Source organism: Buttiauxella gaviniae ATCC 51604, from assembly GCF_001654835.1.
Taxonomy (GTDB): domain Bacteria; phylum Pseudomonadota; class Gammaproteobacteria; order Enterobacterales; family Enterobacteriaceae; genus Buttiauxella; species Buttiauxella gaviniae.
Genome location: NZ_LXEP01000028.1, coordinates 1 through 15,324, shown reverse-complemented (window position 1 = coordinate 15,324; position 15,324 = coordinate 1). Strand labels below are relative to the sequence as shown.

Sequence of the window (15,324 nt, the reverse complement as noted above, 5' to 3'; positions counted from 1 at the left end):
CTTGCGGCGAAGTTTAAGCCCATGAGCGCTTATTGTAAAACTTTGCTCACATACTGGGCGTAGGTGGTGTATAATCCGCACCCCTGGAAGATTCCGGCCTTAAAAGCCAGGTTTCTGGTTGTCCGGTGCTTTACAAAGCAGCAGTAGTTGCAGTAAAATTCCGCACCATTTTGAAATAGCTGACGCCTCAGTCAGCGGCAAACCGAATTTATCAAAGGTGAGAGTTAATGCCGGTAATTAAAGTACGTGAAAACGAGCCATTCGACGTAGCACTGCGTCGCTTCAAGCGTTCTTGTGAGAAAGCAGGTGTTCTGGCGGAAGTTCGTCGTCGTGAGTTCTATGAAAAACCAACGACTGAACGTAAACGCGCTAAAGCTTCTGCTGTGAAACGTCACGCTAAGAAACTGGCTCGCGAAAACGCACGCCGCACTCGTCTGTACTAGTATCCTGGAGGTTTCTACCTCCGGAACAGACTTGTAGTAGTTGTAAAGGCCGTGCTTCCGAAAGGAATGCGCGGCTTATTTTCGTTCATGAACTGACATACTTCCTGCTCTTTCGTACTGCTGCAACATCGCATGTCTGAAGGAAAGCGAGTACCAAACGGGGCCTATGGCTGGACGAATTCCACGTGTTTTCATCAATGACTTGCTGGCTCGCACCGACATCATCGATCTGATCGATGCGCGTGTTAAGCTCAAAAAGCAGGGCAAGAACTATCATGCGTGCTGTCCGTTCCATAACGAAAAAACCCCCTCTTTCACCGTAAACGGTGAAAAACAGTTTTACCATTGCTTCGGCTGTGGGGCACACGGCAACGCCATCGATTTTTTAATGAACTATGACAAGCTTGAGTTTGTCGAAAGCGTTGAAGAATTATCAGCGATGCACAATCTGGAAGTGCCTTACGAAGTCGGTAGCGGACCGAGCCAGATTGAGCGTCATCAACGGCAAAGTCTTTATCAATTGATGGATGGCCTGAACGCCTTCTATCAGCAATCCCTGGCTCAACAATCGGCTGAATCTGCGCGCAAGTATCTGGAACGGCGTGGTTTAAGTAACGAAGTTATTCAACACTTCGCCATTGGCTATGCTCCTCCCGGCTGGGATAACGTCTTAAAGCGTTTTGGTGGCAATAGCGAAAACCGTCAAGCACTGACGGATGCAGGCATGTTGGTAACTAACGATCAGGGACGCAGTTACGACCGTTTCCGCGAAAGGGTGATGTTCCCCATCCGCGACAAACGGGGCCGGGTAATTGGTTTTGGTGGACGTGTGCTGGGCGATGGCCAGCCTAAATACCTAAACTCCCCGGAAACCGATATTTTCCATAAAGGCCGCCAGCTCTATGGCCTGTATGAAGCACAGCAAAGCCAGCCTGAACCAGCACGTTTATTGGTTGTTGAAGGCTACATGGATGTGGTGGCATTGGCGCAATACGGCATATCGTACGCCGTTGCTTCATTGGGCACCTCAACTACCGCTGACCATATCCAGTTGTTGTTCCGGGTGACGGATACCGTTGTCTGTTGTTATGACGGGGATCGCGCAGGGCGTGACGCTGCATGGCGTGCTCTGGAAACTGCGCTACCTTATATGACGGATGGGCGTCAGTTGCGCTTTATGTTCCTGCCTGACGGTGAAGATCCCGACACGCTGGTGCGTAAAGAAGGAAAAGAAGCATTTGAAGCGCGCATGGAACATGCTCAACCGCTTTCGACGTTTCTTTTTAACAGCCTGATGCCTCAGGTTGATTTGAGTTCACCTGATGGCCGTGCGCAATTAAATACATTGGCTGATCCACTTATTAGCCAAGTTCCAGGTGAAGTACTACGAACTTTATTACGCCAAGAGCTTGGCAATAAAATCGGTGTACCGTACGAGCAACAATGGGAAAAATTTGTTCCTAAGCATGTTGAAGGCACTGGTGTTAAACCGGCTCCACAGCTAAAACGCACAACCATGCGTATACTGATAGGACTGTTGGTGCAGAATCCGGAGTTGGCACCGAGTGTGCCACCGCTTAGCGGTCTGGAGCAGGCGAAGTTGCCAGGGTTGAAACTCTTTATCGACTTGGTTAACACCTGTCTGGCGCAACCTGGTTTAACCACCGGGCAGCTTTTAGAGCTATATCGCGGCACAAATGAAGCTGCCACCCTTGAAAAACTCTCTTCATGGGACGATATAGCAGATAAGGACATTGCAGAAAAAACGTTCAACGATGCACTCGAACATATGTTTGATTCCGTGCTGGAGTTGAGGTTTGAAGAATTGATGGCACGTTCCAGAACTACCGGGCTTACCCCAGCGGAACGTGAGGAAGTCCGTGTGATAACAGAATCACGCGCGAAAAAGTAAATTTTATCGGCTTAAGTGCCGAACATTAATCGGGTCAAACCCGAACGCCGCAAGGATGGGCAGCGGCACTAAAATAAGTCAGCCCTCGTTACGTTATTGTTGGCGGTTTCGCCGACCGACACCAACCCTAATACTGAAGTGTGGATACCGTCTTATGGAGCAAAACCCGCAGTCACAGCTTAAACTTCTTGTTACCAAGGGCAAGGAGCAAGGCTATCTGACCTATGCCGAGGTCAATGACCATCTGCCGGAAGATATCGTCGACTCTGATCAGATCGAAGACATCATCCAAATGATCAATGACATGGGCATTCAGGTGATGGAAGAAGCACCTGACGCCGATGACCTGTTGCTTGCTGAAAACTCAAACAACACAGACGAAGATGCGGAAGAAGCTGCCGCTCAAGTACTGTCCAGCGTAGAATCCGAGATCGGGCGTACTACTGACCCGGTTCGCATGTACATGCGTGAAATGGGTACCGTTGAGCTGTTAACCCGTGAGGGTGAAATCGATATCGCTAAGCGTATCGAAGACGGTATCAACCAGGTTCAGTGCTCCGTTGCCGAATATCCGGAAGCGATCACTTATCTGCTTGAGCAGTATGACCGCGTTGAAGCAGAAGAAGCTCGTCTGTCTGATTTGATCACTGGTTTTGTTGACCCGAATGCTGAAGAAGATCTTGCCCCTACCGCCACTCACATTGGTTCTGAGCTAACTACTGAAGAAAACAGTGACAGTGACGATGAGGAAGATGAAGACGACGACGCAGACGATGACAACAGCATCGACCCTGAACTCGCGCGTGAGAAATTCGGTGAGCTGCGTACGCAGTACGAAAAAGCTCGCGACACGATTAAAGCAAAGGGCCGCGCTCACGCGGATTCTGCCGCTGAGATTCAGCAACTGTCTGAAGTCTTCAAACAGTTCCGCCTGGTACCGAAGCAATTCGACTACCTGGTAAACAGCATGCGCGTCATGATGGACCGCGTTCGTACTCAAGAACGCCTCATCATGAGATTGTGTGTTGAACAGTGCAAAATGCCGAAGAAAAACTTCATCACACTGTTCACCGGCAACGAAACCAGCGAAACCTGGTTCAACGCAGCCATCGCAATGAACAAGCCGTGGTCTGAGAAGCTGCATGACGTTTCTGATGACGTGCATCGTAGCTTGCAGAAACTGCAACAGATTGAAGAAGAAACCGGCCTGACCATCGAGCAGGTTAAAGATATCAACCGTCGTATGTCCATCGGTGAAGCGAAAGCTCGTCGTGCGAAGAAAGAGATGGTTGAAGCAAACTTACGTCTGGTTATTTCGATCGCCAAGAAATACACCAACCGTGGTCTGCAATTCCTCGACTTGATTCAGGAAGGCAACATCGGCCTGATGAAAGCGGTTGATAAGTTTGAATACCGTCGTGGTTATAAGTTCTCTACTTATGCAACATGGTGGATTCGCCAGGCTATCACACGCTCTATCGCCGACCAGGCACGTACCATCCGTATTCCAGTGCATATGATTGAGACAATCAACAAACTCAACCGTATTTCGCGCCAGATGCTGCAAGAGATGGGCCGTGAGCCAACCCCGGAAGAATTGGCTGAACGTATGCTGATGCCGGAAGACAAAATCCGTAAAGTGCTGAAAATCGCTAAAGAGCCTATCTCCATGGAAACGCCAATCGGCGACGATGAAGATTCGCATCTGGGTGATTTCATCGAGGATACCACCCTCGAGCTGCCACTGGACTCTGCAACATCAGAGAGCCTGCGTAATGCGACTCACGATGTGCTTGCGGGCCTGACAGCGCGTGAAGCGAAAGTTCTGCGTATGCGTTTCGGTATCGATATGAACACCGACCACACGCTGGAAGAAGTGGGTAAACAGTTCGACGTTACCCGTGAACGTATCCGTCAGATTGAAGCGAAGGCACTGCGCAAACTGCGCCACCCAAGCCGTTCTGAAGTACTGCGTAGCTTCCTGGACGATTAATCTTATCGCCCTTCTAAAGAGCCCTCCTCGTGAGGGCTTTTTTATGCCTGCACGAAAACAATTTCCATCTGTGTTCCTTGCCTTATTGCCCACGAAAATACCAGAAGTGAAAAGTATAAGAGTTTGATTAGGCTTTGATTATAAAAACAGCAGATGTCACGCAATCACTGGATTGAAGCGCCAAGTTACATTATAATCCTGCGCCACGGCCCCTTAGCTCAGTGGTTAGAGCAGGCGACTCATAATCGCTTGGTCGCTGGTTCAAGTCCAGCAGGGGCCACCAAATTTTAGTTTTAAAATCATATGATTAAGCCACCTTTCACGGTGGCTTTTTTGTTGTCTAAACTTTGAGTGGCGACGGAGTGGCAATAGTGCCGCGTCGGCGATACCTGAGAGACACCATGTAATTCAGGCCACTGCACAGCAGGTAATACACCAATCCCGTAAAGATAAAGATGGCCGCGGGATAGACCTGCACCCGGCTGTTGACCTGTCCCGCCACGGTGGTTAGCTCTGGCACATTGACGATGAACGCCAGAGAAGTGTCTTTAAGCAGCGCGATAAATAGCCCCATGTAGGAAGGAAAGACGTTGCGCATCACCTGTGGCAGCAATACCAGGCGCAGTATTTGCCATGCATTCAATCCACCAGCCAACGCCGCTTCATGTTGCCCGGACGGGAGAGCCTGTAAACCCGCGAGCGTGGTGTGCATCACTGCTGCAGAGGTAAACCACGCCAGCGCCAGAGTGACGGTCAGCACACCGGGTAAATCGCTACCGGTGATAATCGGCAGCAAGAAGTAGAGCCAGAAAATCACAAAAATAAGCGGGATACCGCGGATGAATTCAGCCCAAATAAACAGTAACCGCCGCACAATGCCATCAAACCGCCAGGCGAGTCCTGCCAGCAATACGCCCCCCACCAGCGCCAACACTGCCGCTCCAGCCGCCATTAGCAGCGTGAGCAGTACGCCGCCCGGTTCACCCTGCGCCATTCTTCCCCACAGTAGATAATCCAGGTTGTCGGTAATCACCGTCAGATTAGCTATCATGCTGTGCCTCCGTATCCCGCACTTTAGTCACCTGGCGCTTATGTTCAGACGGGCGCGGGCCAAGCCAGGCGAACAATCCACCCATCACCAATCCTAAAGCCAGATACAGCACTGTTCCCACAGCAAAAGCCTCCAGCGCATGTGCGTTGTAGCTTTCGATTTGTCTGACCTGATAAGTCAGTTCCGCAAAGCCGATACCAGTGGCCAGCGACGAGAGCTTCATCAAATTAAGATACTGCCCCACTACCGGCTGCCAGGCATTCCTCATCCCTTGTGGTAGAAGGATCCAACGGAAGATAGACCAGGATGAGAAGCCTTGCGAAAGCGCAGCTTCCACCTGTCCCTGAGGTACGGCCTGCAACCCGCTGCGCAGTTCTTCGAGCAGAAATGCAGAAGTAAACAGCCCAAGCCCCCAGGCAGCGCAGAGAAACTCCGGAGTGAGCCACCACACATTTCCGGGTAGTATTGACCAGCTGTGCTCATCGTTAATAAAGCCACGCAACGCCTGCGGAAGGACATTCCACGCGGCGAAATACCAGAACAGCAGTTGCACCAGCAGCGGCGTGTTGCGAAACAGAGATACCCATACCGCAACCACCGCACGACCAATTCGCCCGCTGGCAAGTCTCAACCCGAGTAATAACAGCGTTAAAGCCGTTGCCAGCAGTACTCCCGCCAGGGTGACCCAGACCGTGGTTAAAAAGCCGGAAGTAATCCACTGCAACGGCTGTCCTGTCAGGACTCCAGCCCAGTCTATGTGCCAGTTCATGGTTCATCCTTAAACCCGGCATGCAGAGGGTCGAGTACCTTTTGTAGAAAACGCCGGGTGCGTGGATGTTGCGGTGAGCTGAAGAACCGCGCCGGAGGAGCCTGCTCAAGAATTTCGCCGCCATCGATAAACACCACCCGATCGGCAATTTCCCGGGCGAACTGCATTTCATGGGTAACGACAATCATCGTAATGCCACTGTGGGCCAGGGATTTCATCACCATCAGCACTTCACCGATCATTTCCGGATCCAGTGCCGAAGTGGGTTCATCGAACAAGATTATCTGCGGCGAGGATGCTAAAGCCCGGGCGATGGCCACACGCTGCTGCTGCCCGCCGGAAAGCTGCGCAGGATATTGATGTGCTTTCTCGGCAAGCCCGACCCGAGTCAACAACGTTACTGCCTGCTGTTTAGCCTCATCAGGTTCCCAGCCATGAACATGCATCAGAGAAAGTGTGATGTTCTGCTCGGCGGTGAGATGAGCATATAAATTGAACTGCTGGAACACAAATCCGATGCGGCTACGCAAGGCTCGCAGAGCTTTGCCCTGCAAATCCCGTGTCGGTTTGCCATCAATAAAAATGTCTCCCGCACTTAACGGTTCGAGCTGGTTTATCAGTCGGATTAACGTCGATTTACCAGAGCCCGAAGGCCCGCAAATCGCCACCACTTCACCTGCGTTGATTTTCAGGTCGATGGACTTGAGGACCTGGTTTTCATCGTAACTTTTGCCAGCCTGGCGAAACTCAACGCTGGCATCCTGTAAATGTGCAAAATCCGCGGCCTGCACCGCGGATCGTTTGGAGAAGGCACTCACCATGTTACTGAGCTTCTATTTTAAAGCCGCGTGGCTGGGGAGTTTTACTGCCAGGACCAAACCAGCTGTCGTAAATCTTCGTCGCTTCACCGTTTTGCTCAAGCTTCACTAACTCGCCGTTAACTGCTGTAAGCAGCGCCGTTTCACCCTTCTTCACCCCGACGCCAATCTCTTCTTTGCTGAGCAGGTCAGGGAGAATTTTGAACTTCACTTTATCCGGTGCTTCAGCCAACAGACCGGCCAGAATGGTGCTGTCCTGGGTAATCGCCTGCACGTTGCCGTTACGCAGCGCCGTCAGCGCCAGTGGAATATCGTCATAGGAAAGCACGCGAGCGGATGGGAAACGCTGATGCAGCGCCTGCTCACCGGTCGTGCCTTTTACTGCACCAATACGGTCGTGCCCGTAGTCATCAAGTTTATCCGCTGACGCCGCCGGTACCAGGAATTGCTGGCCCGTCACGAAATAAGGCGTGGAGAAGTCGACAACCTGCGCGCGCTCCGGCGTGATGGTGATATCAGCGACGATAAGATCCACTTTGCCAGATTGCAGCAAAGGAATGCGGTTGGCTGGATTGGTTGCCACCAGCTCCAGTTTTACGCCAAGAGACTTTGCGAGAGCCTTCGCAAAATCAACATCATAGCCAACGATATCGTGAGTTTTAGCATCGATGGAGCCAAATGGCGGGTTAGCGTCAAAAGTGGCGACGCGCACGACGCCTGCTTTTTGAATATCGGCCAGTTGGTCAGCCTGAGCCACTGTGGCGGTAAGGCCGAACAGTGCCAGTAAAACGAGTGATGCGATCTTATTTTTATGAGAGCTCATTGCGTGTGCCATAGTTTTTCCTTGTTGTCCCAGCTTTTAGCAAGCTAAGGCCTTACACTCCCATATCCAGAATTGCACCACCAATGCTTAAAAAACATTAACATATGAGGAAAATATATTAAGGTTGGAGACGTTTCACATCGAAAGACAGAGAAATCCGCCATCCTTAAGCTCGCAGATATAGCCGCTTAAATGGTTCAAATAAGGGTCCATCAATAATGAATGCTCAAATAACGAAAACCCCGACGTCCACGATATCTGCCAGTACAACTTTTAGTGCAGCCAGTCTGCAGTTCCTGAACAAGCTCGCGCAAAACAACTCCCGAGACTGGTTTAAAGAACATCAAGAGGAGTACGAGAATACTGTGCGCACTCCTGCCCTGCGGTTTATCGAGCAGATGCAGCCCGGTATTCTTGCCATTTCATCGAAGCTCACTGCGGTGCCGAAAAAAGTCGGCGGTAGTCTTATGCGCCCGCAGCGAGACAGTCGTTTCAGTAAAGATAAAACACCTTATAAAACCAATGTCGGGATTCAGTTCCGTCATTTCCAGGGAAAAGACGTTCATGCACCAGGCCTCTATCTCCATATCGCCCCTGAAGGTTGCTTTATTGCCGCAGGAATTTGGCATCCGGAATCAAAAGCCCTGAGTGCTATTCGCCAATGCATTGATGAGAACCCCAACGCTTATCAAAAGGCGTTACAGGAGCTACAAAGCCAGGGGTTTATCATGGATGGCGATAGCTTAAGTCGCCCGCCAAAAGGCTTTGATAAAACCCATCCTTTGCTTACTGAATTGAAGCGCAAAGATTTTATAGCGTTGAAAAACATCGATTTCGAAGAGCTGTGCAAACCGGATGCTATTAATTTCTGTGCCGAACAATTTCAGCATTGCTCGCAATTGATGGCCTATCTCTGTTTTGCCCTGGAACTTGATTTCTAAAACATATCGAAAAAGTTGCCAAAACGTTAAATGCATCACACTTACGATGCTACACTACGCGGCTTTATTGGAAGCAGCGCCGGGTGGATAAATGAGTGAGCATGTAGAAGTGATAAACGAGCCAGTGGCCGTAACACGGCCTAACTGGTCGGCGGTTTTTGCCGTGGCGTTTTGCGTCGCCTGCCTGATTACCGTTGAGTTTTTGCCGGTTAGTTTGCTGACACCCATGGCACAAGAGCTGGGCATTTCCGAAGGCGTTGCCGGGCAGTCCGTTACCGTCACGGCTTTCGTGGCAATGTTCGCAAGCCTTTTTGTGACCAGCATTATCCGCTCAACTGACAGACGCTATGTAGTCATCCTTTTCTCTGTGCTGCTCACCCTCTCCTGCCTGCTGGTTTCCTTTGCTGAAAACTTCTCCATGTTGCTGATTGGGCGCGCCTGTTTAGGGATTGCCCTCGGCGGCTTCTGGGCAATGTCAGCCTCTTTAACCATGCGCCTGGTTCCAGCACGTACAGTGCCAAAAGCGCTCTCGGTCATCTTCGGTGCTGTCTCTATCGCACTGGTTATCGCCGCCCCGCTCGGTAGCTTCTTAGGCGGTATTATTGGCTGGCGCAACGTCTTCAATGGCGCGGCATTAATGGGCGTGGCTTGTATCATCTGGGTGTGGAAAGCACTGCCGCCGCTGCCAGGTGAATCAACACAGCATAAGCAAAACATGCTTGGCCTGCTTAAACGACCGGGCGTACTGGCGGGTATGACGGCAATCTTTATGACCTTTGCCGGGCAATTTGCCTTCTTCACTTACATCCGCCCGGTGTACATGACGCTTGCAGGGTTTGATGTCGACGGCCTGACGCTGGTGCTGTTGAGCTTTGGTATCGCCAGTTTTGTTGGCACATCGCTTTCTGCTGTTTTCCTCAAGCGTTCACTCAAACTTTCTCTCACCTGTGCCCCGCTGATTCTGGCACTGAGCGCTCTGGTTCTGGTGTTGTGGGGGAGCGATAAAATCGTCGCATCAGCAGTTGCCATTATCTGGGGCTTTGCCTTTGCTCTGATTCCCGTTGGCTGGTCGACATGGATCACCCGTTCACTTGCGGATCAAGCAGAGAAAGCGGGATCTATTCAGGTTGCGGTGATCCAGTTAGCAAACACCTGTGGAGCGGCAATTGGCGGGTTGGCTCTGGATAATCTCGGCATAATTTCGCCGCTGGTGTTATCAGGAAGTTTGATGTTACTGACAGCGTTGTTAGTAGCGGCAAAGGTACGAGCAAAATAACTGCGTCGGATGGCGCATTGCTATCCGACCAGCTTCATCCACCAAAATCCCATTACCCTCGCCAGAAAGGCTTATCCCCCAGAATCGTTGCACGATGCATGATGCGGCGAGCGGGGAGATAATCAGCATTCGCATAATGCTGCGTGACACGGTTATCCCAAATAGCGATGTCGTTTTCCTGCCAGCGCCAGCGAACCTGGAACTCCGGCTTCGTAATATGTGCAAACAGGAAGGCGAGCAGCGCATCGCTCTCTTTTTGTGAGAGCTCGACAATCCGCGTGGTGAACCCCTCGTTAACAAACAGCGCCTGCTTGCCGCTTACCGGATGGGTACGCACCACTGGATGCAGCAACGGCGGATTCTTAACAACCGCCTCACGCCAACGCTGATGCTCTTCTTCGCTGCGGAGATGTTTATATTCCGGGAATGATTTGCGGAAATCGTGTTCCGCCTTCAGCCCTGAGAGCAAGCGCTTAAACGGTTCTGAAAGTGCCTCGAACGCAGCAATGCCACTGGTCCACAATGTATCACCGCCAAATTCTGGAAGCTGTTTTGCTGCCAATATCGCACCGGCTGGCGGCGTTTCGATAAAGGTCACGTCGGTGTGCCAGTTATCGTTATCAGGCGGGTTATCGTTGTGCGTATCGAGCACGATAATCTCCTCCACGCCTTCCGCATGTGGATAAACCGGATGGATGTGCAGATCGCCAAACCGCTGTGCCAGCGCACGTTGCTGTGCAGGTGTAATAAGTTGATCGCGCAGGAACAGTACCTGATGGCGGATCAGCGCGTGGTAGAGCTGCTCAAATTGGTTATCCGTTAAGCCCCGGCTCAGCGTTAAACCACTAACCTGCGCACCGATGTAAGGCCCCAGTGGTGTAATATTCACTTTCTCGCTCATTGCCCTTCTCCATGCCATGGGGTTAAACGGCGCTGCAATGCCCGTAACCCTAGTTCTAAACAGAATGCGATAACCGCAATCACACCAATACCCGCAAGCACTACATCAGTTGCCAAAAACTCACCCGCCGATTGCACCATAAAGCCGAGCCCACGGGTGGCGGCGATAAGCTCAGCGGCAACCAGCGTTGACCAACCGACGCCAAGCCCAATACGAAAACCGGTTAGAATTTCCGGCAGCGCACCGGGCAAAATCACATGCCAGACAACCTGGAGTCGTGATGCCCCCAAAGCTTCGGCGGCACGAATGCGAACCTGTTTTGCGCTGCGCACTCCCGCCATGGTCGACATCGCGACAGGCGCAAATATCGCCAGGTAAATCAGTAAAATCTTCGAGGTTTCACCGATGCCGAACCAAATCACCATCAGCGGTAAATAAGCCAGCGGCGGCACCGGGCGATACAACTCAATCAGCGGGTCGAGAATACCGCGCACTGTCGGGTTTAGCCCCATCGCGATACCCACGGGAATACCAATTAATACTGCAGCGAAAAGTGCCGTGAGAATGCGCAGCAGGCTGGCGGCGAGATGCTGCCAGAGTGTTGCATCCATAAACCCCTGCGGCCCGGCGATGCTAATTAGCTTTGTCAGCACCTGAAGTGGCGGCGGTAAAAATAAAGGGCTAACCCATTGCTGTGCTGCAACCCACCACCACAACAAGATGATTGTCACCACCGTCGCAATGCTTAGCGTTATCTGGCGCGAAAATGGCCAATGCAACGCCAGCCGTTTGCGGCGGGCTTTATCCTGAATAACGATGCTCATAAGAAGCCCTCGCGCTGTTCAAATACCCGGCTCAGCACGTACTCGCGCTTCGCGATAAATTCCGGATCGGATTTGATGCTGCGGCATGGCTCACCCGCGGTGAACCGGCGGCCAAAGTCGAGCGGCATACGCTCCAGCACACGCCCAGGCCCCGGTGAAAGCAACACCAGTTCAGTTGCAAGAAATACGGCTTCTTCAATGTCATGAGTAATTAACAACACCTGACGGCGGCTTTCATGCCACAGCTTGAGCAGCAAGGTCTGCATTTGCTCGCGAGTAAAGGCATCCAGCGCGCCGAAAGGCTCATCGAGCAGTAAAAGTTGCGGGCGAGTCGCCAACGCACGAGCAATCCCTACTCTCTGGCGCTGCCCGCCGGAGAGCTGCCAGATGGCACGTTTCGCCTTATCTTCCAGCCCCACTTTACGCAACATATCGAGCGCGATTTCCTCACGTGCAGGCTTTGGCTGCCCGGCAAGCTGCAAACCAAATGCGACGTTATCCAGAACCGAACGCCACGGCAGTAGCCCTTCATTCTGAAATACTACGCCGCGCTCAGCACCCGGCCCCGTGACCTGTTTGCCCGCTAGTGTAATGCTGCCGGAGTGATAAGGAACAAAGCCAGCTATCAGGTTAAGCAGCGTAGTTTTCCCGCAGCCAGACGGGCCGAGAACCACCAGTAACTCGCCTTCGTCTACGGTCAGGTTGATGTCATTGAGAACCGTTTTACCGTCGAAATCTGCGCTTAAATGCGAAACCTGTAACATGGCTAACTCCTTACTGCGCCAACGGTTTTACGAAGCGGTCTGTAACGAACTGGCTGTAATCCGTTTCAACGGCCGGGACTTTGCCTTGCGCTTTGAGGAACTGAGCGGTATCGACAATCGCTTTATTTACCGGGCCGCTAAGTTGCTCGGTTTGCTGGTTCGCGGTGAGGTAAGTATTTCCCTTCACCAGCACTGGAACATCACTTTCCGGCACACCACTCAGGCGTGACAGCTTGCTCAGGTTATCTGGTTGTTTCAGCCAAACATCTGGATTGTCGATATAGCTTTTCTGCGCGGCGAGAGCGCTTTTGGCGAAGGCTGCGACAACTTCCGGATGCTGTTGCGCGAAGTCTTTACGTACTACCCAGACATCCAGAGTTGGAGCGCCCCACGTACCCACTTGTGCAGAGTCGGTCAGCACTTTGCCCTCTTTTTCCAGCTCGTTAACCGCAGGTGCCCAAACATAAGCACCGTCAATATCACCGCGCTGCCAGGCCGCAATAATCGCCGGAGGCTGAAGGTTAAGGATTTCTACCTCGCCAGGCTTAATTCCCCAGTGTTTCAGGGCCGCCAGCAGGCTGTAATGCGTGGTGGAAATAAACGGCACGGCAATACGCTTACCGATAAGATCTTTCGGGCTGGAGATACCTTTCTTCACAACCAGTGCTTCGGAGTTACCCAATTGTGAGGCGAGCAAGAAGACCTCGATAGGGACATTCTGGCTTGCCGCAACAGCGAGTGGGCTGGAACCGATATTGCCAATTTGTACATCGCCTGATGCCAGCGCACGAACCACACTCGCGCCGCTGTCGAATTTACGCCATTCAACTTTTGCTCCGCTGTCTTTGGCAAAAGTGTTATCAGCCTGCGCGACCTTGGCGGGTTCAGCAGAAGTTTGGTACGCGACGGTCACATCCACCGCGAATACTGGCGTTGCAATAAGGGCAAGCGTAGCCAGCCAGAGAGAATGTCGTTTTGCCATGAGGAATGCTCCTGTGTCGATGATGGGAGCAGTATTTCCAATGGCGGTGATTAGATAAAGGAATTAAATATTATCGCTAATGCTTTTATGTTTTTAGATGAAATACAGGGAAGGATAGTTGGGAAATGGGAATGGGATGGTGCTTAGAAAAAGAAATGGGCCCGAAGGCCCACAGAGATTAGTGTTCCAACTCAAGTTCACAAGCCCGAGTCGCTTGCTGGCAATAATACTCATAACGCCCTAGAAATCAGGCCTTTTGCTCCATGTTCATGTTGCCGGTCACGGCTCGAATATCGAGAGCTTGCCCAAGTGCATACATACGAGCAAAACTACGCGCCAGAAAATCGAAATTCTTCACTGCCTGTAGGTCTTTATTCATCAGCATATTCCTGTGGTTAGCTTATTTCTAAGGAAGGGCTATATGCTTTATCTGAATTCAGTATCCACCTGTTATTGATTGTTTTATGAGCTATCAGTGCTGGTTTTTGGAAAGTAGTAGGTTGAGAATAAAAGGTTTGAAGTGACTCACAAAATGGGCAATGTTACAGCTACGGGACAAAAATGAAAATACTGAAAAGCGGCATCAGAAATGTGACAGCCAGCGACAAAGTAACGGTATGCGAACCGGTAAACCTTTACGAATGCACCCTGCACGATGATGCCTTTGTCGGCCCTTTCGTGGAGATTCAAAGACACTGTGTTATTGGCGCAGGAACCCGCATCCAGTCACATTCATTCCTTTGCGAGAAGGTAACAACCGGCAAAAACTGCTTTATTGGCCACAATGTGACGTTTGCCAACGATCTCTTCCGCTCCGGAAAACTCAATCCAGATCCCGAAAGTTGGATCAGTATTCATCTTGGCGACAACGTGATCGTGGGCAGTGGAAGCACGATCCTGACAGAATTTATTTGTAGTGGTGCGGTGATAGGCGCTGGGAGCGTGGTCACGAAGGATATTCTTAAGCCGGGGATTTATGCAGGCAACCCGGCTCGGTTGTTGCGGGAGATTTAGGGCCGGGATTTACCATTTTATGACGAGCAAGGCGTCTGCGACATGCATTGACTATAGGTCCAATGCGCTTCAACTCATCAACCAAGTATTGCCGCTTCGATAGCAGCCATATCTATTTTCTTCATCCACATCATCGCTCCAAACGCACGCCTGGCGGTGTCTCCACCCGTAGCCAGGGCTTCAGTCAGTACGCGAGGGGTAATTTGCCAGCTAACACCCCACTTATCTTTGCACCAACCGCAGTCGCTTTCCTGGCCGCCATTACCAACAATTGCGTTCCAGTAGCGGTCCGTTTCAGCCTGATCTTCGGTAGCGATCTGAAAGGAAAAAGCTTCACTGTGTTTGAAATGCGGCCCACCGTTGAGGCCGATGCATGAAACACCTGCGACGACAAATTCGACAACTATTGTGTCGCCAGCCTTGCCATCTGGATAGTCTCCTGGGGCAGGAATAACGGCACCGACGCTGCTGTCTGGAAAGGTCGCAGCATAAAAATGAGCTGCGTCTTCCGCATCATGATCAAACCAAATACAGATAGTATTTTTAGCCATAAGTTAGCCTGCTTGTCGTGGATAACCGAACCGCAGTGCCTTGCTAGCATTGCGTCTTTTATGTTTTACCAACCATAAGTATGTACTGGATCTGATTCATGTGAGTGTCAGAAGTATGATCTGTGGTCTGTATCGCTTAATGGATGGGAGGTTTAGCTACGGGAATAGTAAATAAGTGGGATGTGGAAATTTAAAATAGTTAATTAAACTGCTTAATGCCGTGTTATTTAGATGATTATAGCGAGGAAATGAGAGTGGTTTT

15 protein-coding genes, 1 tRNA gene and 1 pseudogene are annotated in these 15,324 nt (G+C 51.2%); 7 read left to right on the top strand and 10 right to left on the bottom strand.

Translation table 11 applies throughout. The annotated features are described in order from the left end of the window. Positions 1–227 precede the first annotated feature (227 nt). The 4 genes from rpsU (at position 228) to M977_RS13905 (ending at position 4,631) form a co-directional block, all read left to right on the top strand. Positions 228–443 (top strand): 30S ribosomal protein S21, encoded by a 216-nt coding sequence (gene rpsU / locus M977_RS13920; protein ID WP_001144069.1) that lies wholly within the window; start codon positions 228–230, stop codon positions 441–443. Positions 444–609: 166 nt separating this feature from the next. Next, complete coding sequence (dnaG, locus tag M977_RS13915) at positions 610–2,355, top strand: DNA primase (protein WP_064516049.1); 1,746 nt, start codon at positions 610–612, stop codon at positions 2,353–2,355. A 154-nt stretch (positions 2,356–2,509) separates the two neighbouring features. After that, positions 2,510–4,348, top strand: a complete 1,839-nt coding sequence (rpoD, locus tag M977_RS13910; protein ID WP_064516046.1) for an RNA polymerase sigma factor RpoD — start codon at positions 2,510–2,512, stop codon at positions 4,346–4,348. A gap of 207 nt (positions 4,349–4,555) precedes the next feature. Continuing rightward, positions 4,556–4,631: transfer RNA gene (locus M977_RS13905), tRNA-Ile, on the top strand. A gap of 57 nt (positions 4,632–4,688) precedes the next feature. Here M977_RS13905 and M977_RS13900 read toward each other — a convergent pair. The 4 genes from M977_RS13900 to M977_RS13885 are packed head-to-tail and all read right to left on the bottom strand — an operon-like array spanning position 4,689 to position 7,809. Then, positions 4,689–5,399, bottom strand: coding sequence for an amino acid ABC transporter permease (locus M977_RS13900; protein ID WP_064516044.1), 711 nt, complete (start codon positions 5,397–5,399; stop codon positions 4,689–4,691). Continuing rightward, entirely contained in the window at positions 5,389–6,168 is a 780-nt protein-coding gene (locus M977_RS13895) for an amino acid ABC transporter permease (RefSeq protein WP_064516042.1), read from the bottom strand. The genes M977_RS13900 and M977_RS13895 overlap by 11 nt, the downstream gene beginning before the upstream one ends. Next, positions 6,165–6,989 (bottom strand): amino acid ABC transporter ATP-binding protein, encoded by an 825-nt coding sequence (locus tag M977_RS13890; protein WP_064516040.1) that lies wholly within the window; start codon positions 6,987–6,989, stop codon positions 6,165–6,167. Before M977_RS13890 ends, M977_RS13895 begins: the two co-directional genes overlap by 4 nt. A 1-nt stretch (position 6,990) precedes the next feature. Beyond that, the gene (locus M977_RS13885) at positions 6,991–7,809 is read right to left on the bottom strand and encodes an ABC transporter substrate-binding protein (protein ID WP_064516374.1); all 819 of its coding nucleotides are present in this window, start codon (positions 7,807–7,809) and stop codon (positions 6,991–6,993) included. Between the two features lie 218 nt (positions 7,810–8,027). Here M977_RS13885 and M977_RS13880 point away from each other — a divergent pair, with 218 nt between their 5' ends. Together M977_RS13880 and nepI are read left to right on the top strand one after the other, a co-directional pair. Next, entirely contained in the window at positions 8,028–8,750 is a 723-nt protein-coding gene (locus tag M977_RS13880; RefSeq protein WP_064516038.1) for a DUF2461 domain-containing protein, read from the top strand. Between the two features lie 91 nt (positions 8,751–8,841). Beyond that, entirely contained in the window at positions 8,842–10,026 is a 1,185-nt protein-coding gene (gene nepI / locus M977_RS13875) for a purine ribonucleoside efflux pump NepI (RefSeq protein ID WP_064516036.1), read from the top strand. Positions 10,027–10,078: 52 nt separating this feature from the next. Here nepI and tauD read toward each other — a convergent pair whose 3' ends face one another. From tauD to M977_RS24960, 5 genes and pseudogenes are all read right to left on the bottom strand, one after another. Then, complete coding sequence (tauD, locus tag M977_RS13870; RefSeq protein WP_064516034.1) at positions 10,079–10,927, bottom strand: taurine dioxygenase; 849 nt, start codon at positions 10,925–10,927, stop codon at positions 10,079–10,081. Beyond that, positions 10,924–11,751, bottom strand: a complete 828-nt coding sequence (gene tauC / locus M977_RS13865) for a taurine ABC transporter permease TauC (RefSeq protein WP_064516032.1) — start codon at positions 11,749–11,751, stop codon at positions 10,924–10,926. Before tauC ends, tauD begins: the two co-directional genes overlap by 4 nt. Beyond that, on the bottom strand, positions 11,748–12,515 hold the full coding sequence (gene tauB, locus M977_RS13860; RefSeq protein ID WP_064516030.1) for a taurine ABC transporter ATP-binding subunit: 768 nt from the start codon (positions 12,513–12,515) through the stop codon (positions 11,748–11,750). Before tauB ends, tauC begins: the two co-directional genes overlap by 4 nt. Before the next feature lie 10 nt (positions 12,516–12,525). Beyond that, positions 12,526–13,497, bottom strand: coding sequence for a taurine ABC transporter substrate-binding protein (gene tauA / locus M977_RS13855; RefSeq protein WP_064516028.1), 972 nt, complete (start codon positions 13,495–13,497; stop codon positions 12,526–12,528). A gap of 178 nt (positions 13,498–13,675) precedes the next feature. Further along, positions 13,676–13,876 (bottom strand): annotated as a pseudogene (locus M977_RS24960) (glycogen synthesis protein GlgS). A gap of 182 nt (positions 13,877–14,058) precedes the next feature. Between M977_RS24960 and M977_RS13845 the strand changes: the two are divergent. Then, positions 14,059–14,511 (top strand): acyltransferase, encoded by a 453-nt coding sequence (locus tag M977_RS13845; RefSeq protein WP_064516026.1) that lies wholly within the window; start codon positions 14,059–14,061, stop codon positions 14,509–14,511. A gap of 77 nt (positions 14,512–14,588) precedes the next feature. On the opposite strand, the gene M977_RS13840 is transcribed toward M977_RS13845, so the two are convergent. Further along, a complete protein-coding gene (locus M977_RS13840; protein WP_064516024.1) occupies positions 14,589–15,062 on the bottom strand; it encodes a VOC family protein in 474 nt (157 codons plus the stop codon). Positions 15,063–15,324 lie beyond the last annotated feature (262 nt).